Annotated in this window: 15 protein-coding genes; 9 read left to right on the top strand and 6 right to left on the bottom strand. The window is 47.9% G+C overall.

The window, feature by feature from the left end; all coding sequences use genetic code 11:
- The first annotated feature begins 139 nt into the window (after positions 1-139).
- From G459_RS0109845 to G459_RS0109810, 7 genes are all read left to right on the top strand, one after another.
- On the top strand, positions 140-2,596 hold the full coding sequence (locus tag G459_RS0109845) for an ABC transporter permease (protein ID WP_026967507.1): 2,457 nt from the start codon (positions 140-142) through the stop codon (positions 2,594-2,596).
- A gap of 564 nt (positions 2,597-3,160) precedes the next feature.
- Positions 3,161-5,521 carry an ABC transporter permease gene (locus G459_RS0109830; RefSeq protein WP_026967505.1) on the top strand — a complete coding sequence of 787 codons (2,361 nt, stop codon included), beginning with the start codon at positions 3,161-3,163 and terminating at the stop codon, positions 5,519-5,521.
- Positions 5,522-5,796: 275 nt separating this feature from the next.
- Entirely contained in the window at positions 5,797-8,157 is a 2,361-nt protein-coding gene (locus G459_RS0109825) for an ABC transporter permease (RefSeq protein ID WP_026967504.1), read from the top strand.
- A 347-nt stretch (positions 8,158-8,504) separates the two neighbouring features.
- Complete coding sequence (locus G459_RS30395; RefSeq protein WP_245588159.1) at positions 8,505-8,771, top strand: ABC transporter permease; 267 nt, start codon at positions 8,505-8,507, stop codon at positions 8,769-8,771.
- Positions 8,686-10,872 carry an ABC transporter permease gene (locus G459_RS27180; protein WP_245588158.1) on the top strand — a complete coding sequence of 729 codons (2,187 nt, stop codon included), beginning with the start codon at positions 8,686-8,688 and terminating at the stop codon, positions 10,870-10,872. Before G459_RS30395 ends, G459_RS27180 begins: the two co-directional genes overlap by 86 nt.
- A gap of 242 nt (positions 10,873-11,114) precedes the next feature.
- Positions 11,115-13,556: an ABC transporter permease gene (locus G459_RS0109815; RefSeq protein ID WP_026967503.1), complete on the top strand. Its 2,442-nt coding sequence runs from the start codon at positions 11,115-11,117 to the stop codon at positions 13,554-13,556.
- Between the two features lie 399 nt (positions 13,557-13,955).
- Positions 13,956-16,379 (top strand): ABC transporter permease, encoded by a 2,424-nt coding sequence (locus G459_RS0109810; protein WP_026967502.1) that lies wholly within the window; start codon positions 13,956-13,958, stop codon positions 16,377-16,379.
- 301 nt (positions 16,380-16,680) lie between these two features.
- Here the strand turns inward: G459_RS0109810 and G459_RS0109805 are convergent, their stop codons facing one another.
- The 3 genes from G459_RS0109805 to G459_RS0109795 all read right to left on the bottom strand — a co-directional run bounded on the left by G459_RS0109805 (position 16,681) and on the right by G459_RS0109795 (position 18,158).
- Positions 16,681-17,151, bottom strand: coding sequence for an SRPBCC domain-containing protein (locus G459_RS0109805; protein WP_035455617.1), 471 nt, complete (start codon positions 17,149-17,151; stop codon positions 16,681-16,683).
- A 183-nt stretch (positions 17,152-17,334) separates the two neighbouring features.
- Positions 17,335-17,802 carry a DUF6644 family protein gene (locus tag G459_RS0109800; RefSeq protein ID WP_026967500.1) on the bottom strand — a complete coding sequence of 156 codons (468 nt, stop codon included), beginning with the start codon at positions 17,800-17,802 and terminating at the stop codon, positions 17,335-17,337.
- A gap of 2 nt (positions 17,803-17,804) precedes the next feature.
- Positions 17,805-18,158 carry a DUF6152 family protein gene (locus G459_RS0109795; protein WP_026967499.1) on the bottom strand — a complete coding sequence of 118 codons (354 nt, stop codon included), beginning with the start codon at positions 18,156-18,158 and terminating at the stop codon, positions 17,805-17,807.
- A 540-nt stretch (positions 18,159-18,698) separates the two neighbouring features.
- On the opposite strand from G459_RS0109795, the gene G459_RS0109790 reads away from it, so the two are divergent.
- Both G459_RS0109790 and G459_RS0109785 read left to right on the top strand, forming a co-directional pair.
- Entirely contained in the window at positions 18,699-21,104 is a 2,406-nt protein-coding gene (locus tag G459_RS0109790; RefSeq protein WP_026967498.1) for an ABC transporter permease, read from the top strand.
- Between the two features lie 137 nt (positions 21,105-21,241).
- The gene (locus G459_RS0109785) at positions 21,242-23,596 is read left to right on the top strand and encodes an ABC transporter permease (protein ID WP_026967497.1); all 2,355 of its coding nucleotides are present in this window, start codon (positions 21,242-21,244) and stop codon (positions 23,594-23,596) included.
- Positions 23,597-23,687: 91 nt separating this feature from the next.
- On the opposite strand, the gene G459_RS0109780 is transcribed toward G459_RS0109785, so the two are convergent.
- The 3 genes from G459_RS0109780 to G459_RS0109770 all read right to left on the bottom strand — a co-directional run bounded on the left by G459_RS0109780 (position 23,688) and on the right by G459_RS0109770 (position 26,352).
- The gene (locus G459_RS0109780; protein WP_026967496.1) at positions 23,688-24,767 is read right to left on the bottom strand and encodes an NADH:flavin oxidoreductase/NADH oxidase; all 1,080 of its coding nucleotides are present in this window, start codon (positions 24,765-24,767) and stop codon (positions 23,688-23,690) included.
- A gap of 404 nt (positions 24,768-25,171) precedes the next feature.
- Positions 25,172-25,675 (bottom strand): hypothetical protein, encoded by a 504-nt coding sequence (locus G459_RS0109775; RefSeq protein WP_026967495.1) that lies wholly within the window; start codon positions 25,673-25,675, stop codon positions 25,172-25,174.
- 38 nt (positions 25,676-25,713) lie between these two features.
- A complete protein-coding gene (locus G459_RS0109770; RefSeq protein WP_026967494.1) occupies positions 25,714-26,352 on the bottom strand; it encodes a Pr6Pr family membrane protein in 639 nt (212 codons plus the stop codon).

Raw genomic sequence — 26,352 nt, 5'->3', positions numbered from 1 at the left:
GTACTTGAGCAAAGATTTTACAGTGGCATAAAAGTGGAATTACTTTATTGAGAATTTAAAGGTTGACTTGAAACCATAGATATCAGGCCGAGCCCATAATCTTTAAATTTTCCAATATTTCAATTTTCCAATCGAGACCATGATCAAAACCTACTTTAAAATCGCCTGGAGAAGCCTGAAGAAGAATAGGTTGGTGTCTTTCATCAACATTCTTGGACTTTCCCTAGGCATTGCCACCTGTCTCGTTATCAGTCTTTACGTGGCGGAGGAGTTAAGCTATGATCGGTTTTTTGCGAATTCTGATCGTATTTACAGAGTAACCTTGGATGCTAAAATAGGAGATCAGACACTCAGTGAGGCCAGTGTCATGGCTCCTGTCGCAGAGACGTTTAAGGAAGAAATTCCGGAAGTGGAAATAGGTACCAGAGTCCTGAATCTGCATTCCAATACCAAAGTGAGAATTGGGGAAAAGGTAACTCGAAAGGGAAATACAGCTTTGGTAGACTCTAATTTCTTTGAAGTTTTTGATCTTCCATTTATCAGCGGAAATCCCGCAACGGCACTTATAAATCCCAACTCAATCGTACTGACCGAGGATCAGGCGAATGCTCTTTTTGGGAAGGAAAATCCGATCAATCAGGTTATCGCACTGGAAGGACTAGGCTATTACTCCAGCCAATATTTCGATTTATCGGGGGACTACACAGTCACCGGTGTGATTGAAAACATCCCGGAGAATTCCCATTTCGATTTTGGCATGCTTGCATCTATGTTGGGTAATCCGGATGCCAAAAATCAAAGTTGGCTTTCCGGCAACTACGTGACCTATTTGCTGCTGAACAACGGCGCCACGGCTGAACAAGTGGAATCTAAAATTCCTGCACTTACCAGAAAGTACATGGAGGATCAAATGAAGCAAGGTTTGGGGATGGGTTTCGAAGAGTTTTTTGAAAAAGGAAACCACGTTTTTCTTAAACTTCAAGCTCTTACTGACATTCATCTCAACAATCAGTTTGCGGGTAAAGGTGATTTTGAGGCGGGAGGAGATATGCAAACCGTCCTGATTTATTGTGCTATAGCGGCTTTTATGTTGCTGATTGCATGCATCAATTTCATGAATCTCTCTACGGCTGGAGCTTCTCAGCGGGCCAAAGAAATTGCAGTGAGAAAAGTAATGGGCTCGGGAAAGCAAGATTTGGTATTTCAGTTTTTGTCAGAATCACTTATTGCGGTGTCAATTGCGATGGTTTTGGGGATTGTCGCGGCAAAGTTGGCACTTCCGTTTTTCAATGATTTCGCCGACAAATCCCTCTCACTCGGATTTTTGTTCCAGCCGTTGGTTGTCCTGGCTCTTTTAGCTCTTATTTTATTGGTCACACTGATGGCAGGCGGATATCCGGCATTTTTCCTTTCGGCATTTCAGCCGATTGAATCTTTGAAAAAGAAAATCACCAGAAGCAATAGAAGTGGGTTCAGAAGTAGCTTGGTGGTCTTCCAATTTGCGGTTTCGGTCGTCCTGATTATTGGTACCCTTGTGGTATCCCAGCAGATGAACTACATCCAAAATAAGGATCTGGGATATGACAAAGAGCAGCTGATTGTCTTACGTGACGCGGGACTCTTGGGCGAGCATCTGGATGTATTTAGAGACAGATTGAAATCAGATCCACGGGTTCAAAGCGTGACAAAATCAGCCTATATCCCATCTGGTCCAACCGATACAAACAGCCAAAATCTGGTATTGGATGAATCTACTTCCGGCTCGTTGAGGATGATTCAATACGGGATCGATGAAGAGTACATCCCAACATTGGGAATGGAAATAGTGGATGGGAGAAACTTTTCTCTGGATCTGGGTTCGGAAGAAAACAACATCATCATCAATCAGACTGCCGCCCGGGAGTTGGGAATCGCCGAGGATCCCATTGGGAAAGTCTTTGAAAAGAGGACTGACAATCAGGGTGGCAGGGAAGAAGTGAAAGTAGTGGGCGTAGTAAAAGATTTTGTAGCAAAATCGCTCAGGGAACCTATCAAGCCTTTGATGATGGTTTACAATCCTTACTACAGCCTGATTTTGAAAGTAGAAAAGTCGGAGCTTCAGCCTTTGCTCGCTGATATGGAGAAAACATGGAATGGATTCAACACAGGGGAGGCTTTTCAATACGCGTTTTTGGATGAGTTATACAACGAGACTTACATACAAGAAGCCAAGATGGGCTCTTTTTTAACGGTGCTTTCCTTGATGACCATCTTCGTGGCCTGCCTTGGTTTGTTTGGGTTGGTGACTTTTACAGCCGAGCAGCGGATCAAGGAGATCGGAATCCGAAAAGTGTTGGGTTCTACTGTGAACCAAATCGTAGGGATGCTTGCCAGAGACTTTATCAAGTTGATTGGAATTTCCCTGATCATAGCCTTTCCGGCGGGCTATTTCTTTATGGATATGTGGCTTGAGAATTTTGCCTATCACATCGACATTGCATGGTGGATCTATGGGATGGTTGCGGTAATTACACTTGTCATAGCATTTGGTACAATCTGCCTGAGAAGTATAAAAGCGGCATTGATGAATCCTGTGGATAGCTTGAAGAACGAGTAGGGAGTACGAAGTACCATGTACAAAGTACTAAGTAGGAGGCTAGATTTGGGTATCGAGTATCAAGACGCTAGTAACAAGAAGGGAGCGGTGGCCGACTCCCCCTTTATTTCTGGACAGCATTTTGGAATGCAAATCATAGACAAAGGGGGTAGGGGGATTTTAGAAGAAGCAGGAGCCGAAAAGCAAGAGACAAAGTCATAAGCTGCTTTCAATTACGGGGAGGCTGCTATCTGTCATGCCGAGCGTTGGTTGGTGAGAGGAGTCGAAACAAGTCGCGGCAAATAGCCTGCGCGAGGCAACCTTCAATGATTTTCAGTTTCAGGATCCAACGCCCGATTGCGAACGTTTTTGTTCGCATGCATTCAGCCAGTGCTTCAGAAACGCGGTTTTTCTTGGGGAAAAGTGACTTTTTGTTGGCATGGAAATCGATTTTCAAAGCCTGTGTGTAGCGCTGTCTTCTGGGCTTCGACCCCGCTTACTCAGCCTGACATTTGCCTACGCATACCCTGTGTTTTGACCACCGCCACGGCGGACAAGTAATTTTAATTTTCTATCCTCCTAAAAATGCTCAAAAACTACTTCAAAATCGCCTGGAGAAACATCATCAGAAGTAAAGGATACGCTTTTATCAACATTGGTGGGCTGGGTATAGGGATGGCTTCTGCTATCCTAATCCTGCTGTGGATCCAAAATGAAACGAGCATGGACCGGGATCATCCCAAGTCGGATCGGATCTACAGGATGTACAACCGAGATACCTTCAGTGGCGAATTTTGGGTGTGGGGGACGACTCCCAAGATCATGGCGCCTACTCTTGAAAAGGACTATCCAGAGGTAGAGCAGGCGGTCCGCGTGACCGATATGGGCTTCCTCCTCACGGTGGGAGACAAGAAAATGAACGAGTCGGGTGCTTTTGTCGATCCGGAGTTTTTTGACATGTTGGATTTTCCGATGCTGCAGGGCAACGGTACTACAGCATTGTCAGATCCATACAATATGGTGGTGACCGAGGACTTTGCCAAGAAGCTGTTTGGTACGGCGGATGCCTTGGGACAAAGCGTAAAGGTCGATAGCACGGACATATTTACCATCACCGCGGTATTGAAGAATCTGCCAAACAACACCCGCTTCCAGGCGGATTATTTTTTCTCCTGGGCTTACATGAAAAAGCTGGGCTGGGACGACGAGTATTGGGGTAACAACTCCATTGAGACGTATGTGTTGCTGGCGGAAAATGCCTCTCATGCCGGATTTAACGAGAAAGTCAAAAACATCACCAAGGATCATAGCAATGACGGAACTGTCACGGAAGTTTTCAGCTATCCGCTCTCGCAAGTGCATCTCTATGGGAAAAGTGAAAACGGCGAGCTCGTCGGAGGTAAAGTCGTTACGGTACGCATGTTTGCGTTCATCGCAGCGTTTATCTTGGTTATCGCCTGTATCAACTTCATGAATCTGAGTACCGCCCGAAGTGAGAAGAGAGCCAAAGAAGTCGGGTTGAGAAAAGTGGTGGGCGCCAGGAAAACCTCGCTTATCCTACAGTTCATCTCGGAGAGTACGCTGATCGCTATGGTCGCGGGTATTGTTGCGCTTTTGACGGTTCAGTTGGCACTCCCTTCCTTCAATACCCTGGTCGGGAAGCAACTCTTTTTACCCTACACAGACGTTCTTTTCTGGATACAGCTGATAGGATTTATCCTGTTTACGGGCCTGTTGGCAGGGAGCTATCCCGCATTCTTTCTGTCCTCATTCAGTCCGGTGAAGGTGTTGAAGGGCACCTTCCGTTCTGCGACCTCAGCGGTCAATCCCCGAAAGATATTGGTGGTGCTCCAGTTTAGCTTTGCGATAGTACTTATTGTCTCCACGATCATCATCCAGCGGCAGATCAGTCATGCACAAAACAGAGATCTCGGTTATAACAAGGAAAATCTCATCTACGTGTTTCTACAGGGAGATGTCGAAAAACATTACAATGCAATCAAACAGTCGCTTTTGGGCAGCGGATCAGTTCAGGCAATCACCAAATCCATGAGTCCGATTACCCAACGATACAGCGACGGCTGGGGCTATTCCTGGCCTGGAAGCACGCCGGAAGATGATAAGCTCGACTTCATCAGATTCAGTTCGGATGCGGATTTTATGAAAGTCATGGGGACAAAACTGGTAGAAGGCCGCGACATCGATGTGTATCAGTTTCCGACCGATTCAACAGCCATTCTTCTGAATGAGACTGCCGTGAGAAAGATGCGACTGGAGAATCCGCTTGGCCAGATCGTAACTGATGGAGAACAGAATTTCACCGTCGTGGGGATTATTGAGGATTTCATCTTTGAATCGCCCTACGATCCGGTCAATCCACTGATGGTATTTGGACCATCCTCCTGGTATAATGTGATGCACATGCGCCTCAATCCAGACCGTCCGATGGCCGAAAACATCGCAGCGATTCAGGGGATTTTTGAAGAATTCAACCCGAATTTCCCTTTCGAATACAATTTTGCGGATGAGCAATACGCCAAAAAATTTGATGATACCACACGCACCGCTAAGCTGTCCATCGTCTTTACGGTTCTGACCATTGTGATTTCCTGTCTGGGATTGTTTGGCCTTTCCACTTACATGGCTGCAAATCGTCTGAAGGAAATCGGAGTGAGAAAGGTCTTGGGAGCGAGCGTCGCCGGTATTTCAGTTCTGCTTTCCAAGGACTTTCTAAAGTTGGTCGGTATCGCCTTCCTCATTTCAATTCCCGTCGCTTGGTACATTATGGATGAATGGCTGAAGGATTATGACTACAGTGTCGGGATAGAATGGTGGGTGTTTGCGGCTACAGGTGCAGTCACAATGCTGATCGCGGTGTCGACGGTGGCTTTTCAATCCATCAAAGCTGCCCTGACCAATCCGGCAAGAACGCTGAAGAGCGAGTAAGATGTATCAAGTGACATGTACCAAGTACAAAGTAGTGAGACACTCGTATCCGTCATGCTGAGCGGAGTGGAAGCAAAGTCATAGCGAGATTTGAATATCAAGTATCAAGACATAAGAAGTCACGATAGGGAAGCGGGAAAGCAAGGGGCTTGGAAGTGGGGGGTCAAGAGCTAATTGACCTCCAACTTCCAGCTTTCAAACCCTCTACTTCCGGCCTATAATTCTACAATCCGCCACGGCGGACAAGTTCCTTCATTTTAAAATCATTCAGTCTAATGTGGATCAACTACTTTAAAATCGCCTACCGGAACCTGTTGAGAAACAAGATGTTTTCGCTTACCAATCTGGTCGGCCTTTCTCTGGGTTGTACCTGCACCATATTTATACTGCTGTGGGTGTACGATGAACTTACCTACGATAAGTTTCATCAGAACTATGAGGACATCTATCAGGTGATGGCCAATCGGGATTACAACGATCAGATTTTTACCGATAAAAACATGGTGTTTCCACTTTCTCAGGCTCTTGAACAGGAGCTTCCGGAGGTTGAAAAAGCAGTAATGACCACTTATGCTGAATCACATATTCTTGCTTTTGGAGATGTCAAGCTGCGCAAAGATGGGATGACCGTCAGCGAAAATTACTTTGACGTGTTTTCCTGGCAGTTTCTCCAGGGTAATGCCCAAACAGCACTTCCCGATCCCAGTTCCATTATTTTGACAGAATCAGCAGCCAAGTCATTTTTCGGAGATGCCGATCCTATGCACAAAACGCTGAAGATCGATAATGACAGGGAAGTAACCGTCACCGCGATTCTAAAGGATTCGCCGGGGAATTCTTCATTTAAGTTTGACTACGTTCATCTGTTCAATTACTCAGACGAGGGTTTGACGCGGGCGATGACCAACTGGACCAATTCGTCCTGGAATGTCTTCCTTCAGGTACAGCCCGGAACCAATCCGGATGAACTGTCCAAAAAAATCACCGACCTAAAAATCAAAAACAATCCACCTGACAAAGAGATCAGCACCTATTTTGCTTTCCCGATGAGCAAGTGGAGACTCTATAGCGAGTTTAAGGATGGAATCAATACGGGGGGCATGATTACTTATGTCCGGCTTTTTTCGATAGTCGCGGTGATCATCCTGCTGATTGCCTGTGTCAACTTTATGAACTTGTCTACCGCCCGCTCGGAGCGCAGGGCAAAGGAGGTTGGAATCCGCAAGACCTTGGGTTCAGGCAAAAAACAGTTGATGATTCAGTTCTTTTTTGAATCCATGACTCTGACATTATTGGCCTTTTTCATCTCGGTGGTTTCCGTTTTCCTGTTGATGCCGGCATTCAATCAATTGGCCGGAAAGACGCGGTCTTTGGATCTCAGCTCTCCGGTTTTTTGGATCATTTCATTGGCTGTGGTGACTTTCACCGGCTTGATCGCCGGAAGCTATCCAGCTATCTACCTTTCTTCTTTCAACCCGATCAAGATCCTGAAAGGCACTTTCCTTGCTGGCGAGAAGGCTGTGCTGCCAAGAAATATCCTGGTCGTTGGGCAGTTTGTCATCTCGATCCTGCTGATTTCGGGTACGCTGATCGTTTACCAGCAGATCCAGCACATCAAAAACCGGGATATCGGCTACAATCCAGATAACCTCATCATGATCTCCTCCACCGAGGACATTCAGCAAAACTTCGCCATAATCAAAGACGAATTGCTCAAAACCGGAATGGTCCATGCGGCCACCCGGACATTTTCCCCCATTACGAGTATTTGGTGGAGATCTCCTTCACCGAGCTGGGAAGGAAAGCCCACCGATATGAATCTGTTGATGTCAGGATTGTATTCAGATGTGGATTTCTCAGAGACCATGGGAGTCAAGATGTTGGAAGGAACAGATTTTACAGGAATGCCGAGCGATTCCTCAGCTTTGATCCTAAACCTAGCAGCGGTGGAGGCCATGGGTTTGGAGGAACCAGTTGGCATGCCAATGAGATATGGAAACACGGACTACACCGTAATCGGGGTGATGGATAACGTCATTATGGATTCCCCATTCAACCCGGTAGATCCGCTGATGATTTATTTTGACCCGACAAGGACCTACTCGATCAGTGTTCGGTTTACTGAAGGAACCCCTATACAGGCTGGACTGGATGCTGTAGAGGGTGTTTTCAGAAAGTACAATCCGGCAGTCCCTTTTGAATATCAGTTTGTAGATCAGGAGTTTGGGAGAAAGTTTTTGTCAGAAGAGCTAATCAGCAAAATCATCACGATTTTCTCGGCGATTGCGATCTTCATTTGCTGCATCGGATTGGCTGGATTGGCTTCTTTTACCATAGAAAAACGCTTCCGGGAGATCGGCATCCGAAAAGTGCTGGGCGCTTCCGTCCCTCAGGTTTTGTTGTTGATTTCCAAGGATTTTCTCAAGCTGGTGTTGATCGCGTTTTGTCTGGCGGTGCCTTTCGCCTATTGGAGAATGAATGCATGGCTAGAGACTTACACGTATCACATTGACATTAATTTCTGGCTATTTGTCGGAGTAGGAGTGGTGGTATTGGCGCTTTCTCTGGTGGTGGTCAGTATGAATACGCTGCGAGCTGCTTTGGCCAATCCGGTGGACAGCTTGAAAAGCGAGTGATTTTTGAGTATCAAGTATTTAGAATCAAGACATAAGACGCAAGAGTCAAGAACCAAGAGACAAGAAGTACCATGGACAAAGTACCAAGTCCAACCTACTACAACAATGACAACCATTAGAATCACGACAACCTATTACCCCCAAGATCGCTTCGTATCGTGCCTCCCTCGCGATGACGAAAACCAAACCCTTCTATCCCATTTCGACAAGCTCAATGACCGAGCTCAGGGTGACACCTTACAACTTTACCACCTCTTGTGCTGAGCCTATCCAAGGATATCACTTTCAAACCTTCGAACTCCTAATTTTCCAATTTTCCAATATTTCAATTTTCCAATCTAAAGACCATGTGGAAAAACTACCTGAAGATCGCCTGGAGAAACTTACTCAGAAGTAAGGCATTTTCTCTGATCAATATCGGTGGGCTTGCCTTGGGCTTGGCGTGCTGCATGCTGATCCTGCTATATCACCGACGAAGCGAGTTTCGACCGCTTTCAGCAGCGGGGAGCGGAGCTCTACCGGATCAAGGTGACGTTTTCATCCGATCAGGATACTTCGACGATAGCAAGTACCAATGCGATTCACGGACCGACCTTCAAGATGGAGATCCCTGAGATCAAAGAAGCGATCCGAACCCAATCCACTGCCACTGTCTTCCGGAAGGGAGACGAACTGCTCAATTCCCAAGTGTTGTTTGCAGATCCGGATTTTTTCAAGGTCTTCAGTTTCCCCTTGCTCAGCGGCGACGCAGGGACAGTCCTCTCAGACATTGGGTCCATCGTACTTACGGAGGATATGGCGATGTCTTATTTCGGATCTACCGACGTCGTCGGCAAAATCATTGAGATCAAACTTGGGGATGATTTTGAGCCCTTTACGGTTTCTGGCGTAGTCAAGTCCATCCCACAAAACTCCTCTATTCAGTTTGACAGCATGATTTCCTTTCAATTTCAGGAATCAAAGGGCTGGACTGATTCTGCTTGGATGGGTTTTTACATGAATACGTTTATCCTCCTCGATCCCCGGGCCGACTATCGGGAAGTTGGGTCAAAGATGGATCGGGTGTTTGCGGCCCATATTAAGGAAGGCGACTCTCCGGGGGAAGGGCAGCGTGTTGGCTTCAGTCTTCAGCCGTTTTTGGACATCCACTTGGATGCGGAGGCTGCCGGGGACCGCAACGGGCTGGCCCGCAGCAGCAATCCCGTCTACTCCTACATCCTGGGGGCAATAGGCATCTTTATCCTTGCGATCGCATGTATTAATTTCATCAATCTGGCAGTTGCAAGGTCGCTCAAGCGCGCCAAGGAAGTGGGAATCCGCAAGGTGGTGGGAGGAAAGCGCAAACAGCTGATATTTCAGTTTCTGACCGAGTCATTTCTGCTGACGTTTATCGCCTTCGTATTGGCTTTTCTGTTGCTGCAGATGGTTTTGCCGACATTCAGTGCTTTAGTCAATAAGCACTTGGCTATTTCCTACCTGTTTGACAAAGGGCTCGTTTTGTTGTTTGGCGCTTTGTTCCTGGTTACGGGATTGGTGGCGGGATTTTATCCTGCGGTGGTGCTTTCGGGTTTCAGTCCTTCGAGCAGCCTCTACAAGCGGGGAAAGCTTTTGCAGCAAAACTACCTGACCAGAGGTCTGGTCGTGTTTCAGTTTACCCTTTCGATTTGTCTCGTGGTCGGCACGATCGCGATCTTCTCCCAGTTCAACTACCTCACTACGATTGATCTGGGGTACAACGATGAGCAACTTGTGAAGCTTGACGGATTCCGTGGTGTGAAGGATTTGAGTATAGTGAAAAGCGAGATGGAAGCGCTTCCGGGAGTAGCTTCAGTGGCCGCTTTCAACGGCAATTACAATGGCACCGGAGCCAAGGTCGGAGAGCAGGCGGTAGACTTTGGATACATCGGGGTCGATGACCAATTTTTGTCCACGCTTGAGATTCCATTAGTGGAAGGCCGTAATTTTTCTTCAGAATTTGCCACCGATCCGACCGAGTCCATCTTGGTCAATGAAGCCTTCTTGCGGGAAGTTGGATGGACGGAAGCGGTGGGTCAAGAGGTCAACTTTGAATGGAAAAATAAGAAGATGACGATAGTGGGAGTGATCAAGGATTATCACTTTGCATCGCTCAAGGAGAAGATCGCTCCGCTGGTGCTCACGCAGGATCCGGGATACCGCTTGCAGACGCTTTTCCTAAAGTTACAGCCGGATAACACGGCCGAAACGCTCAAATCGATTGAGGCGGTATTTCGGAAACACGTGCCGTTGATGCCGTTCGATTACAGCTTTGAAGAAATGAACAACCTGAAGCGCTACGAACAGGAGGCCCGCTGGAAACAGATGATCACGGCAGGTGCGGTGCTTTCGATCTTCGTTTCCTGCATCGGATTGTTTGGTTTGGCCGCCTTCAATACCGAATCCCGGATCAAAGAAATCGGAGTGCGCAAAGTAATCGGAGCATCTGTCTTCGGGATTGTGACTTTGCTTTCAAAGGATTTCATCAAGATGGTAATGATTGCGATTCTCCTCGCCTTTCCGATCAGCTATTACGGCGTTCAGATTTGGCTGAAAGAGTTTGCCTATCAGATCGAGATTCAGTGGTGGTTCTTTGCCTTGACGGCTGTGTTGGGAATTGGTGTAGCGATGCTGACCGTGGGCATAGAAGCACTTCGGGCCGCACGGATGAATCCAGTAAAGAGCTTGAAGAGCGAGTGATTTTTTGAGTATCAAGTAGTTGGTATCAAGTAGCTAGAACCAAGAGTCAAGAACCAAGAGCTGAGAGTCAAGAAACGAGAGCCCAGAGTATAGAGATTAGATGCCGGTTCGCTGCCGGGAATGCGGACTTCGTTACTTGGTTCTCAAGGTATTGAATGGTTTTGGCTGATCACTGAACACTGAGACTTGCAACTGATCACTGGTTCCTGTAACCTTTTGGGATTGATTTGAATCTAAGGGGTATGCTCAAGAACTACGTCATCATCGCCTGGAGGAACCTCATCCGCAACAAATCTTTTAGCCTGATCAACATTCTCGGACTCGCTGTCAGCATGTCCGTCTGCCTGCTCATCATCATGATCGGGATCGATCAGTACAGTTACGATACCTATCATTCCAAAAAGGATCGGATTTATCGGGTTCATACGACGCGCTACCAGGAAAACAACGGGGAGACTGCAAGTTCTGCTTTGCCTCTGGCTGAAAAGCTGAAAACCGAATATCCCATCATCGAAGCGGCGGCGGGGATCAACAGCGAAATCGGAGGAGACGTGGTCTATGAGGATAAATTCGCTACCGGCGGTGGTTACTTTGCCGACGGTAATCTGTTTCAGATTCTTGACTTCGATTTTAAAGAAGGTGATCCCAATACCGCTCTAAGTGAGCCTTATTCCCTCGTGATCACTGCAGATATGGCTGAAATTCTTTTTGGAGGCGAATCGGCACTGGGCAAGTCGGTGGCTTTCCATGACAAAGACATGAGGGCCGTGGATATTGAGGAGGGAAATTCAGAGACGGATTTCGGCTACTTTACGATCACTGGCGTGCTGAATCCCAATCCGGGAAAGACGCACCTGCCGTTTAAGTTTCTCGCTTCGCTGAGTACCATGAAATCTTTACCCGAAGGGGTAGTCATGAGCAATCAAGACAATAACTGGGATAATGTTTGGACTAACTATACCTATGTCCTGTTGAAAGAAGGGCAAAGCAAAGCGGACCTTCAGGCGAATCTGGATAAGATTTCCGAGGAAATCTACAGCCCGAAATACGACAACAAACACTCGTTTAAGGCTATGGCTTTGAATGATCTCTCACCGGCGGACTTTATCAGCAATACGACACATGTCTCAATTCCGAAGGTTGTGTTGTGGATTTTGGGTGTCTTGTGCCTGATTGTGATGTTTTCGGCATGTCTGAATTACACCAATATGGCTGTGGCCAGATCACTGACCCGACTGAAAGAAGTGGGAGTCAGAAAAGTGTCGGGAGCCAATAAAACACAGATTTTTGTGCAGTTTATCACCGAAGCGATCGTGATTTCTCTTTGCTCGCTATTCTTTGCGTTTCTGATGCTTCAGATCCTCGAGCAGGGTGTAGACGGACTGACCTTCAACCAATACCTGAAGATCTCCTTCAGCCAAAGTCTTCCCGCAATTTTGATTTTTCTTGCCTTTAGCATCTTGGTTGGGGTCGTAGCAGGGGTGCTTCCGGCGATCTATGTGGCCAAGCTAAACCCGGTCAATCTTTTTAATAAGCTGAGCGGGGTGAGGGTTTTCAAAAGCATGGGAATCCGGAATATCCTCCTGGTGATCCAGTTTTCCATCTCATTGATCTTCATCGTTTCGGTCGTTTTGATCCAATCTCAAGCGAGGCATATGCTCAACTTTGACTATGGGTTTGACAAGGATAACATCGTGAGAGTCAAGCTTTATAATCCTGACAATTACCAGCGCTTTGCGCAGGCGGTAGAATCCAATCCCGCGGTATCCGGGGTTGGAGCGACGTCTTTGATCCCTGGTGGGGGCATGAATTTTGGTTTGGAAGCGATCAATCCGGACTTTCCTCTGGACACATTGCAGAGCAATTTTTTTGACATCAGCAGCCACACGGTCGATGTGCTGGATCTGAATATTGTAGCTGGGAAGAACCTCCCGATTGAAGGCAGTGAAAACCTGATTCTCGTCAATGAGCTATCGGTCAAGAACTTTAATTTGGGAAGCAATGAGCAAGCCATCGGGAAGCAATTGACTTTGAACGACGGAGGAGAGTTCCATAATGTGCAGATCGCTGGAGTGGTGAAGGATTTCCAGTTTCTCTCCCCAGACCGAGCAATGGAAAGTCTCGTGCTGCGCAACCGGAGCGAGGCTATGGACTTTGCCTTGGTGAAAGTCTCCGGCCAAAATCCCACACAAACCTTGGCATCTCTGGAAGCTGCCTGGAAGGAAGTCAATCCCGATTCGAAGTTTTCTTACAAATACTTGGATCAGGAGCTGCTTTTTGTCCATCAGGTGCTGGGCGAGGTGACGGCGGTGATCGGCTTGATTTCGTTTTTGGCGATCTTTGTATCCTGTCTGGGATTGTTGGGAATGGCGATGTACACAGCCCAAACCCGCGTTAAAGAGATTGGAATCCGGAAAACGCTGGGTTCAAGTATTCCGCAGATCATCTACCTGCTCTCAAAGGGATTTATGAAACTGCTGGGTGTGGCCGTTATCGTGTCGGTTCCGGCGGCTTATTTCATCAACAACCTATGGCTGAATTTCTTTGCCTCAAGGGTAACTATCGGAGTGGTTTCAATTGGGATCGGAGTGGGCTCAATCTTGTTGATCAGTTTGGGGATAATTCTGTCTCAATCCTACCGGGCCGCGGTGGTCAATCCGATTGAGAGCTTGAAAAGTGAGTAGCATTTGGGATTCGGCATCGTCATTGCGAGGAGGAGGCACGACGACGAAGCAATCTCATTGTTAAGAATCAAGAGACGAGATCCAAGAATCAAGAATGCAGACATTGGAAAGATGTCCGGTGACTGCTACTACAATAGCTGGAAGATAGCCCTGCAACTTCCCCACTGTAGAAGCTTCCAACTTCCCATCCTCCAACGTTCCCGCCTTTTGCCCACTAACGGACAGTAATGTCCGAAGGGAAATGGCTATTTGCCAGTATTTATGGCATTTTGGTGCCCTTTGCGCCATTTGGACTGGCATGGAAGTAGAAGGTCGGAGGGCATACACAGCAACCCGATTAGACCTCAGCATTTTCCATCTCTTAATTTTTCAACATTTCAATTTCCCAATTCCAAAACCATGTGGAAAAACTACCTCAAAATAGCCTATAGAAATCTTCTGAAGAAGAAGGTCTATTCTTTCATCAACATCCTCGGACTGGGAGTGGGCATGGCGTGCTGCCTGCTCATCTTCATGTTTGTGCAGGATGAATTGTCCTATGACAACTACCACGAGAACGGCGACCGGATCTACCAGGTGACACATGGCTCAAGATCTCCGGAGGGCGTGACCGAAGGAGCAGAAGCCCAGCCGTTTTGGGTGTGGGGTAATGCACCTGTAGGACCAGCTTTGAAGCTGGATTTCCCTGAAGTTGAAAACGTGGTACAATTCTCGGGAAGGTCCGATATCTTGTTTACGGTAGGAGATAACATCACGCAGGAAGACGGGGTGTTTTTTATGGATTCCACGGTATTTGATGTGTTTAGCTGGGAGTTGATTGAGGGCAATCCCAAGACTGCATTGGCTGCAGCGTACAGCGTGGTATTGACCGAAACAACTGCCAGAAAATACTTTGGCAATGAGAGCGCCTTAGGCAAAACCCTTAAAGGAAGTGAGTCAGCAGGCAGATCCAACGCAGGCGATTATACGGTGACTGGTGTGATGGCGGACGTGCCTTCCAATTCCCATTTCAAGTTTAATGCGCTGCTTTCGTTGGAGACTTTCCGCCAGTCAAGGCCGGATGTGTTTGATGCATGGGGTTATGTGGATACGTACACGTATTTCCTGGTCAATGACCAGTTTGAACGATCAGCTTTTGAGGCAAAAATCCCGGATTTTATAGAAAGAAGAAACGGTGACAACGGCTATGGCTATACCATCGCCATCGAGCCACTCAGCGATGTGTACCTCAGAACTACCGCATTGCGTCAGCCGGGAGAGACAGGTTCGCTGCCCAATATTTATGTCTTTTCGGTCATTGGCCTGTTCATCCTGATCATCGCAATGATCAACTTTATGAACCTATCCACGGCAAGATCCATGGAGCGGGCCAAGGAAGTGGGGATCAGAAAATCCATCGGTGCCGACCGACGCAGTCTTGTTTTTCAGTTCTTGGGAGAGTCTTTGATCATCGTTTTTTTCGCAGCGGCAGTAGGTCTGCTCTTGGTGACCGTAGCTCTACCGTTTATGAATGATCTGACAGGCAAAGTGTTTGAAGTCAATCAGATATTGAATACACAGACGATCCCTGTTTTTGTAGGAATTCTGTTAGTCATCGGGATTTTGGCGGGTTCTTACCCAGCTCTGGTGTTATCAAGTTTCAGGCCGGTGATGATCCTCAAGGGCATCAATAAATCCGACGCCAGGGGAGTGAATCTCCGAAAAGGATTGGTTGTATTTCAGTTTAGTCTTTCTATTGCGCTGATCGCCGGGACGATTGTGGTCTATACCCAGATGAGTCACTTGCTAGATAAAGAAATGGGGTTTGACAAGGAGCACATGCTTGTCTTGGATTACAATTATGACGAGCAGGTGAATGACGTGTCGGCCGTCCTCAAGGGTGAGCTCGAGTCTATGCCAGATGTGCTTTCTGTCGCATTTTCACGGAGTGTGCCGGGGAGTTATTTCCCAAATGCCGGCACCGCCATCGAGACTCCCGAAGGTGAAATGAAGCAGGAGGCGCAGCCGATCTTTCAGGTTGGGCTGGATTTTATCGACCATTTCAATCTGGAATTGGTAGCAGGGCGATCTTATTCGAGAGATTATCCATCAGATTCCAGTTCGGCATTGGTGATTAACGAGGCAGCAGCACGTCAGTATGGCTATGCCAATCCGGCGGATGCCGTCGGAAAGAAATTCGACCAGTGGGGGAGAAAAGGTGAAATTATCGGTGTGGTGAAAGATTTTAACTACATCTCTCTTCATCGAACAATTGAGCCTTTGACGCTGCCTTTTGAAGCGTATGCCAGCCGCTATATCAGTTTGAAAGTAAAAGGGGACGACTTGCCCAAGACCATTGCTTCTGTAGGAGCTGTATGGGAAAAGCTGGCTCCCCATCGGCCATTTTTGTACAGCTTTTTGGATGAGGATTTCAATAAGCAGTACGAGTCTGACTTCAGGTTTCGGAAGATTTTTACCACGTTTTCAGTGTTGGCGATCATGATCGCCTGTCTCGGTCTGCTGGGTTTGGCGACCTATACGGCAGAGCAGCGAACCAAGGAAATCGGGATCAGAAAAGTCCTTGGAGCGGATGTCAGCACCATTGTCGGTCTGCTTTCAAGGGATTTCATCAAGCTGGTCTTGGTGGCGATCCTCGTGGCTACGCCGGTTGCCTGGTACGGGATGAACAAGTGGCTGGAAGGATTTGCTTACCAGGTGCCGATTCACTGGTGGATCTTTGGGATTGCCGGTGCTCTGGCCGTTGTGATTGCCTTGGCTACTATCAGTTTCCAGGCCATCAAAGCGGCCCTGATGGATCCGGTGAAGAGTCTGAGGAGCGAGTGAGGATAGTATCTAGCATCATGAGCCAAGAGACAAGAACCAAGAACCAAGAACCAAGAAGGGAGATTTGAGTATCAAGTAGCTGGTAGCTGGTATCGAGAAGGAAGACCGAGGACGGAACTGGTGGCCGACTCCCCCTTTATTTCCGAATCCGATTGTGGAATGGAAATCTAGACAAAGGGGGTAGGGGAATTTGTTAGAATCAAGTAGCTGGTCTCAAGAGCCAACTGTCAAAAAACATTGGCAAATGTCGGTAGGAAGCTGGAAAAAATAATCGGAAAGGATTGAGTTTAAAGAAGAAGTTTCAACTGTTCTCGATGTATTCCGCCAGTTTTTCGAGTGACTGTTCTGTTCCATCCTCATTGTCTTTGGGGTCAACTCCAGTGGGGATGTTTTTAAATAGGATTGTCACTTTCGTTGCATTGGTTCGGACTTCTTCCAAGAGCACTTCCATTATCATTTCGTCTGTGAACTCGCTCTTGTCTGATTTGAAATTGATGGTTTGGACGACTTTTTCATAGGGACGGAGCTCAACAAACGTCGCGGAGAAACGGTCTTCGTTTCCCGTTGTCTTTCCTTCTGTTTTCTGGTCTTTATAGACAAGTGACATATCATAGCCGCCACCGATTCTTGCATCAAAGTCGTGAATCTTCCCGGTCATACCGTATGGAGCAAGCCAGTATTCCAATGCTTCTTTGGTTATAAAGGCATCGTAAACCTTCTTTGGGGTACCCTGAATGAGTTTAGAGTTGGTTGAAGTTCTGCTCGCTTTCATAGATATTGTCTTTTGTCGATCCACGTTCATCTCACCTCAAGCCCGAATTTTTCAATTTAATAGTATCTACGTTATTTACTGATTATCATAGACTTATATCTATAATATTTGACTTCGGATCTGTGAAAAAACCGCCCGGAACGATCCATTTTGCAGTCAGAGGAATCAAGCCAATCAGGTGATCTAGTAAGCCAATAAGCGCCCACAGCTGATCACGGCAATCCACACCATCAAAGATACCAGCGCGTGTACTTTGGACTTCGCCGGGAGCTGAGTTTGATGAGTTTGACCCCCGGAAAAACGCCTGTGAAATACCAGCGCATTCAGTCCCGCCACGGCAAGCAAACCCATCTTTAGCCAAAAGGTCGGATCAAAGCCCAGTGCCCCTGCATTGGTGATGAACAAGAGCAGACCCGAGGGAATTATCAGGATCAACCCTCGCCGGGACCAAGGCAGCAAGTAATGGGACATGCTGACGGTTGGCAGGTTTTTGGAAAAACCCAATAGAAGAAAGTCAAACAAGAACGCTGATCCGACCAGCATGACGATGCCCAGGATATGGACGATCTCCAAGGCTGGATAAATCCACATAGATTGGCGGATTGCCTCCGCCCAGGAGGTATGCTCCAGCCAGTCTAAAGATTCCTGCACGGCTATCTCAGCTCGTACTTCTTACCGTCTACATAGATCCGTTCGGCTCTCATCTCTCCGGTTTTGGTCTTATGTGGGTAGGCCACCAGTCTGACTTTTGTGCCTTTCTTGATCATCTCTGCAGTCAGGCCGCGATCGGTCATTCGGCTGGCTGGAGCTAGATACACAGTCCAGGCTTCATCCTGATACTTTACCGTGGCCATCGAATGGGGATTTCCAAAGGTGGATTCATCAAGGGTCGTTTCGAAATCAAGGACCTTCGTCTGGTCATAATTGGCCCAGCCATGATGAAAAAACGCAAATGAAGCGCTCAGAATTAACAGCAATACGAGGGAAGTGTTTCTTAAGTAAGCCATATCCTTTTGTTTTTGGTGCTAGCTGAAATTACGAAAATCGCGTGGGAGTTGTTCGTGTTCAGGCATTTAATTGGTCCAGACAACGTAAAACAAGACTGAAGAGGGAAGCTCTGGCCGACTTTCCTGTATTCTTGAAATCATATTTTAGAAACGAATTTCTGAAAGACGATCAGGGGGACTTGTCTTAAAAAGGGTCTTCCAGCTGGTGTCAACTTGAAAACTGGAGGGTAAGGATTGTTTGAAGGGTTTTGACCCGTAAACCCTCACCTGTGCGTACCGCGTAGTGAAACGCCCACCAGCGGACAATAGTGTCCGATTGATTTTTGGCGAAATAATAGAAATGCGGGGAATCAGGTGGATTTGAGGGGTTTTGGGATGGCATAGAAAGTGGATTTGCCACAGTCGAATGGTTTGAGGAAACGGACTCCGCTCAGCCTCGAATAGCATTCAGGATATACGAGCTTAGTCTTGGCCACCTTGTCACTTTATAACTTTGCAACCTTTAACCTTCCAATTTTAAAATTTTCCAATCTCAAGCCCATGTGGAAAAACTATCTTAAAACCGCTTTTCGCAACCTGAGGAAGAACAAGCTTTTCTCAGCATTAAACATTGCTGGACTTTCTATCGGGATGGCCGTCTGCATTGTCATCCTGCTGTTTGTGAACTACGAGCGAGACTTTGACGGGATCCACACCAAGAATATCTATCGACTCAATGAAGTGCAGCAGTGGGAGGGCATGGTCGAGCCCCAAAACGTAGCCTTGTCCATGTATCCCATGGGATCGACGCTGCTGGAGGAGTTTCCGGAGATTCTCAGCTTCACCCGGGTAAGACCCGGCGGGGAACTGAAATTTGAAATGGGCGAAAAGACCCACACACTGGCTGATGCGGTCTGGGCCGATTCTTCTTTCTTCAGGATGTTTGATTTCAAACTGCTGGAAGGTGATCCGGCCACTGTCCTGACCAAGCCGGGAAGTCTGGTGCTGACGGAGTCGAGCGCAGCCTCGATGTTCGGTGGGGAGACGGCGATAGGGCAAGTGCTCGCCGTGGCGGAGGAGGACAGTACCTTCTTCACAGTCACAGGGATTGTGGAAGATGCACCGTCAAATTCCCATTTGAAATTTGACGGATTGACTTCTTTCAGCACCTATGTAGGGCCTCAGGCCATGGAGAATTGGGGTGGAAACTGGCTGACCACTTACCTTGAACTGGTCGATGGAACTGACATTCCGGCTTTGGAAGCCAAGTTTCCGGCCTACTTGCTAGCCCATATGTCGGAGGAAGGGGCCAAAGGTTATGAGCTGTTTCTGCAGCCCTTAGATCAGATTCACGCCGCATCTACAGATATCACTCATGATTACCTCAACTATCAGAAATTTGACGGCGCCTACACCCGGATATTTTTCTTCATCGCACTGATCGTCCTCTTTATCGCGGGGATCAACTTCGTAAATCTTTCCTCGGCCAAGTCCATCAGCCGGGCGATGGAGATCGGTGTGAGGAAAGCTTCCGGTGCATCCAGAAGCCAGCTTTATCTTCAGTTTATCAGCGAGTCGATCCTGATCAGTATGATCGCGATGGCACTTGCGGTGATTCTGGTCTTTCTCACTCTTCCTTATCTCAATGAATTCAGCCAGCGAAAACTCGAGTTTCCGCTGTTTACCGATCCGATCCTTTTGGCATCAATTGTCTTTGGTGCATTGGGGGTGGGCGTGCTTTCCGGTATCTATCCGGCGGTGTATCTGGCGAGCTTTCATCCGGTGAAAGTCCTGAAAGGCTCGCCCGAGTCTGGCAAGCGAAAGTCCGATTTTCGCAATGCGCTGGTCATCGTGCAGTTTAGCTGTGCGATCTTCCTGATCATTTCCACCTTTTTTGCGACCAGACAAGTCAGGTTCATGCAGGAGAAAGATCTGGGATTTTCCCATGCCCAAGTGGTTACTTTTCCTATAGGCCGCTATTCTGATAGATACGAAGTGCTCAAGGAGAAATTGCTCTCCAGTACCTTAGTTAAGAATGTGACGGCATCCGGTCAGCGGCTCGGTAACAACCTGCACCAGACCTCGGTGACTTTTCACGGGGACGGACCTGCCCGAAGCCTCGCTACCTCACAGGTGGTGGTGGACAGCGACTTTCTCGACGTCTATCAGATCGAGCTGATAGCGGGGAGGAATTTCAGCGGGACGGAATCGGACTACGGCAAGGCCTATATGATCAACGAATCGATGGCTCACGAACTGCTGTTGGAAGAAGGGGAAGGCAAGTCGATCGAATCCCTCATCGGTAGGCAATTTGGGTTTAGCGGGATGGATTCTGCGGCCAGCATCGTCGGAATTGTACGGGATTTTAACTTTAATACCCTGCATCACAAGGTCGAGACGCTGACCATCTTCAACCAAAAGGACTGGGGCTATGACGAGGCGTCGGTGAAGATAGCCGGAGATCGGGCTCCAGAAGCCATCGCCCATCTGGAGTCCGTATGGAACTCGGTCATTCCCGAACGTGCCTTTGAGTACGAATTTTTGGATGATCACTTTACCGAATTGTACCGAGCGGACAGCACGGTGAACGTAATTGTCGGCATGCTGACGGCACTCTCAATCCTGATTTCATGCCTGGGACTCTTCGGATTGGCGACTTTTACGACCGAGCAGCGGGTCAAGGAGATAGGTATTAGAAAGGTGCTGGGAGCATCCGTAGCCGGAGTCGTTGCAATTCTTTCCAAGGACTTTGTAAAGCTCGTTTTCGTATCCATCATCATCGCCATTCCGGTTTCCTGGTACGTGGTAGATCGCTGGATTCAGGACTTTGCGTATCGCATTGAGATCGACTGGTGGGTTTTTGCACTGTCAGGGATGATCGCCATTCTCATCGCTTTGGCGACGGTGAGTTCGCAGGCGGTGAAGGCCGCGCTGATGAATCCGGTGAAGAGTCTGAAGAGCGAGTGAGCGGATTTGTGATTTACGAAATACGATTTACGAGGTTTTGAGTAGTGTTTCGGTTCCCAGCCCTAGGAAACTTTACGACCTTTCACCTTTACCACTTTGACAACCTTACCACTTTAGAACTTTATAACTTTAGCAACATGTGGAAAAACTATCTAAAAATCGCCTGGAGAAATATCCTTAGAAAGAAAGGCTTTGCCCTGATCAACATCGGAGGCTTGGCTGTCGGCATGGCTGCGTCGGTGCTGATTATGGTGTGGATTCAGTTTGAGTTTTCGGTGGACAGTCAGTACGAAAAGTCCGACCGAATCTATGCCGTGTGGCGCACCAATGTCAATCAGGGGAACGTCTCGAGCTGGGACTACACTCCGTCACCCTATGCTGCCGCACTGAAGGAGGAGTATCCTGAAGTGGAAGCGGTGACCCACGTCACTGAGTGGGATCCGATGGTCTTGTCGGTAGGGGACCAGGCATTCTATGAGCAGACGAGCTTTGTAGATCCCGGGTTTTTTGAGATGTTCAATTTCCGGGTGTTGGAAGGCGATCCAATTGCAGCTCTGAGTTCTCCCGACAATATCATCTTGACCGAATCGGTTGCCAAAAAACTGTTTGGAGAGGAGTCTGCGATCGGAAAGTCGGTCAAGGTGGAGTCCGAGTTGGATTTTGAGGTGAAGGCTGTGGTGGAGGACATGCCGTCCAACACCAATTTTAAGTTCACGGCTTTTTTGCCTTACAAAAAGCTCGAAGCGATGAACTGGGTAGAGGACTTTTGGGGGAATAATAACTGCAGGACTTTTGCGATGCTCAGTCCGGATGCCGATCTGGAGGCATTCAATGCCAAATTCAAAGATTTTTCCCTTCGGAAAGGAGATGTCAAAAATACGAGCGACTTTCTTTTTCCAATGTCTGACTTGCACCTGAGAAGCAAGTTTGAAAACGGTAAATCAGTTGGAGGAAAGATCGATCTGATCCAGATGTTTGGACTGGTCGGGATCGTGATCTTGCTGATCGCATGCGTCAACTTTGTCAATCTCAGCACGGCTCAAAGCGAAAAAAGAGCCAAGGAAGTGGGGATCAGGAAAGTATCTGGCGCGGACCGGAGCATGCTGATCTGGCAGTTTCTGGCTGAGTCGATCCTGATTTCGTTGGCGGCCTATCTGCTGGCTTTGTTGCTGATCTCGGTCACTTTTCCCGGCTTTAATCAGTTGATCGGCAAAGAACTGACGCTTCCTTTTGCACAGCCTTATTTCTGGATTTTCTCATTGGGCTATGTTTTCCTGACCGGAATCTTGGCGGGAATCTATCCCGCATTTTTGCTGAGTTCATTTCGTCCTGCGCTGGTGCTGAAGTCGCGGATGAGCAGCGCCAGAGGTTGGTTTAAGCCAAGGGAATTGCTGGTGGTTTTCCAGTTTACAATCGTCGCTATCTTGATAGCCAGCACGTGGATCATCCGAAGCCAGATGAACTTTGTCCAAAACAGAGACCTGGGCCTACAAACCGAAAACCTGATCTTTCACCCGATGACTGCGCCGCTAAAGAAAGATTTCTCCACGGTTCGCAGTGAAGTGGAAGCCTTGCCCGGCGTCGTGTCTATCTCCAGTACCTTCTCTCCTTTTACGGAGGGGTATAGTGATACGAATATGATTGGTTGGCAGGGGAAAGATGATGCTTTTATGCCAAAAGTAAATCGTATGGGCGCTGATGCCCATGTGGTTAAAACAGCCGGATTGGAGCTGATATCTGGTCGTGACATTGACGTCTATACGAACGCGGCAGACAGCACCGCGGTATTGATCAACGAGACAGCGAGGGATTTCATGGGTTTTGCCGATCCGATCGGGGAGATTGTCAAAGATGGGGACCGTGAATACCGGGTGGTCGGCGTCGTGAAGGATTTCATCATTGAATCTCCCTTTGCGAAGCCGGAGGGCATCATGATCTTTGGCCCCAAGATCCAGCAGAATTTCATCCATATCCGGCTTTCCGGCGTACAGCTGCAGGAGACGATGGCCCAGTTGGAGACGATATTCAAGAGACTCAATCCGGATTCGCCCTTTGAATACAAGTTTGCCGATGCGATTCACGCGCAGAAGTTTGTCAGCCAGCAGCAGACCAGTTCACTGACGGCAGTGTTTTCCGGCTTGGCGATCCTCATCTCTTGCCTGGGCTTGTTTGGCCTGGCTGCATTTATTGCAGAGCAGCGGAGCAAAGAGATCTCGGTCCGAAAGGTGCTGGGCGCGTCAGTCCAGGGATTAGTGCTGTTGCTGTCAGGCGAATTTACCAAGCTGGTGGTAATTGCGATGGTCATTGGAGTGCCGGTCACCTGGTACGCCATGAGCGAATGGCTGGCTGGCTTTGATTATCGCATCGGGATTGACTGGAAAGTGTTCCTTGGCACAGGCTTGATTGCGCTACTGATCGCGTTCTTGACGGTGAGTTCTCAAGCGATTAAGGCTGCGCTGGTGAATCCGGCGAAGACGCTGAAGAGCGAGTAGGGCCGGAAGTATCAAGTATCAAGACACTAGTATCAGGTAGTAAGACATAAGAATCAAGTGAAGGTATTGGCGCGAACGAAACCTCACCTGACTACTTCCACTCCCCGTGTGTGGGAATGGCCCGCTGGTACTGGGATGGCCAGTCGATCTGATCTTCCAAGATGGTAGCTGCATAGAGTGGGAAATTTGGATTTCGCAGGCTTTCCCTAGCGATGAAAATCAAGTCCGCCTGCTCATTTTCAAGAATTTCTTCTGCCTGCTTCGGTGTGTTGATGAGTCCGACAGTTCCGGTTGGTATCTGCGCTTCTTCTTTGATTTGTGCGGCGAAAGGCACTTGATAGTTTGGTTTTGCAGGAATCGGCACGAGGACATTTCCACCGGAAGATGTGTCGATTAGATGCACGCCTTTTTGTTTCAGGATTTTGGAAAGGCTGACGGAGTCATCGATGCTCCAGGCTCCGTCCACCCAGTCCGTTGCCGAAATGCGGACAAATAATGTCTTGTCTCCCCATACTTTTTGGACTGCCTCTACGATCTCCAGCGTCAGTCTGATGCGGTTTTCGAAGCTTCCTCCATATTCGTCAGTGCGCTCGTTGCTGAGCGGAGACAGAAACTGGTGTAATAAATAGCCATGAGCGGCGTGAATTTCCAGCACATCGTAACCTATTTGAAGCGCCCTTTGGGCTGTATCGACAAAGTTCTGAATGATCCGATTAATGTCTTTTTGATCCAATACGATAGGTGCTCGGTCATTTTCCTTGTAAGGAATCGCGCTGGGGCCGATCGTTTTCCAACCATTTTCCGAGTCAGGGGCGATTTGGTGGCCGCCTTCCCAAGGTTTTTCACAGCTGGCCTTTCGACCTGCATGCGCTAACTGGATCCCCACTTTGGCACCTTGTAGATGCAGGAAATCAACAATGGTCTTTAATTTCGCGATCTGCTCGTCTTTCCAAAGGCCTAAGTCGCCATAAGAAATCCGTCCTTCTGGGCTCACAGCCGTGGCTTCCTGCATAATCAACCCCGCCCCGCCGACAGCTCTCGCACCAAGGTGAACCAGATGCCAGTCATTGGCAAATCCATCGATTGCTGAGTATTGGCACATGGGAGAGATCACAATTCTGTTTTTGAAAGTAGTGGACCCCAGCATGACAGGGGATAATAGCTTGCTCATAGTGGAATTGGAAATAGGTTTGAGAGAAACATCATTCAGCGGTGGCACCCGGGCGTTATCTAAAAATTCCGGACAAATTGCTTATTTGAAAGACGTTAACCGCAGCCAAAGCTGATTAGTTCGGAAGATTCTTGATGGTTTTTGAGGTAGGTGATGGCATGTCGCTATAGTCTAGCGGCTAGTATTTTTGACGATGACTGGTTCGCCTTTTTTTTTCAATAGAAAAAGAAAAGCCAAGTTTTTGCTTCGAGGTGCAAACGTCTCTGAATTCCGCTGCAATCGGGACAAAAGACGATCTATCCTACTCTTGAGCGCGATACTGCCAGCGATATCACTGTGGCGTCTTATTGCGTCATGTTCAGCGGCGCGTGAGGGGGAAAGTTCTCAGTCAAATCCCAGTTAGTCTACCGTTCAAATCTTTGCGGTTTCCCGTTCACCACAAGTTCGCAGTCGGGTAGCAAAGCATGCAACTCCAGTAGCTTTCCCTTGATATCATCTTCGTCATCGGCCGAAAACATCAAAGTTTTCAGGTTGGGCAGACCGCTAAGTTGCAACAACCCTTCTATGGTGATCTCGGTGTATTTGAGGTGCAGGAATTCGAGCGATGGAATCTGGCTGAGGTAGGGGATACAGTCATTGTCTAGACCGTGACAGCCTTTTGCACGGATTTCTTTCACGTATTCCAGCCCGATCAAGAGTTTGATACTTTCATTGCCGATATCTGTTTCGTTGAGATCGAGCATGTCTACGCCCTTCACCTTCTCCATCAGATAGGCAAAGCCATCGTCGTCAAAATCATCCAAGCCGCGGAAGTCTAGGTGGTGATAGTACTCCTCCATGCGCTCCGCCATCTTTCCATAGCGATACTGTAGTTTTTTGAGAAGCTTCGTCTGAGTTCGTTTTGCCATATTTGAAAAGCTTTCATAGGATCTGGAATGTGGTGTATTTAGCTGACGCTTCGATCAGAGGCCTTCTCCTTAATTTTCAATTTTCCCACTGCGATCAGTAAGGCCGACAGTATGACAAAGGCCAACAAGACAACTAGTCCGTTGGTCATTGCCGTGGAAAAGCCCAGTTTGCCTGCATCGATGAAGGGATAGGGATAAAACCCGGAATAGATCCCATGAATCAGGGTGTAAAGGACGTAGACTAGCGGATAGATCATCCATTTAGGCAGTGAATTCCAAGGAAGAGCGTGCTTGGGCACAAATCGTATCCAGAAAAACAGAAAAAGCAAGGGCACAAGCGTATGGAATATCTCCGAAACCAACAGATGCAGACCCATCAAGTTCACTGTGGGTCTAAGGATGATGTTAAATACCAATCCTACGATTAGAATATATACCGTAATCGCCGTGAGCGTGGTGTTTTTGCTGAAAAACTGGTTTGGTTTGATAGCACTGGGCAGGAGCAAAAAGCCGCAGCAAATGGCTACGAGCGAATTGGTCAGGATGGTAAAATAGCTGAAAAACCGCACCGTGGCCTCGACAATGGAAAGCTCCGTACCGTCCAGTAACAGGAAGTATTGAATAGGGAGCGCAAAACACTCCAAGATAAAGATGAGGGCGAGTGTAAGTTTATTCAT

The sequence above is a fragment of the Algoriphagus terrigena DSM 22685 genome, assembly GCF_000429445.1.
In the GTDB taxonomy this organism is placed as follows: Bacteria; Bacteroidota; Bacteroidia; order Cytophagales; family Cyclobacteriaceae; genus Algoriphagus; species Algoriphagus terrigena.
This window is presented reverse-complemented; position numbering and strand designations above follow the sequence as displayed.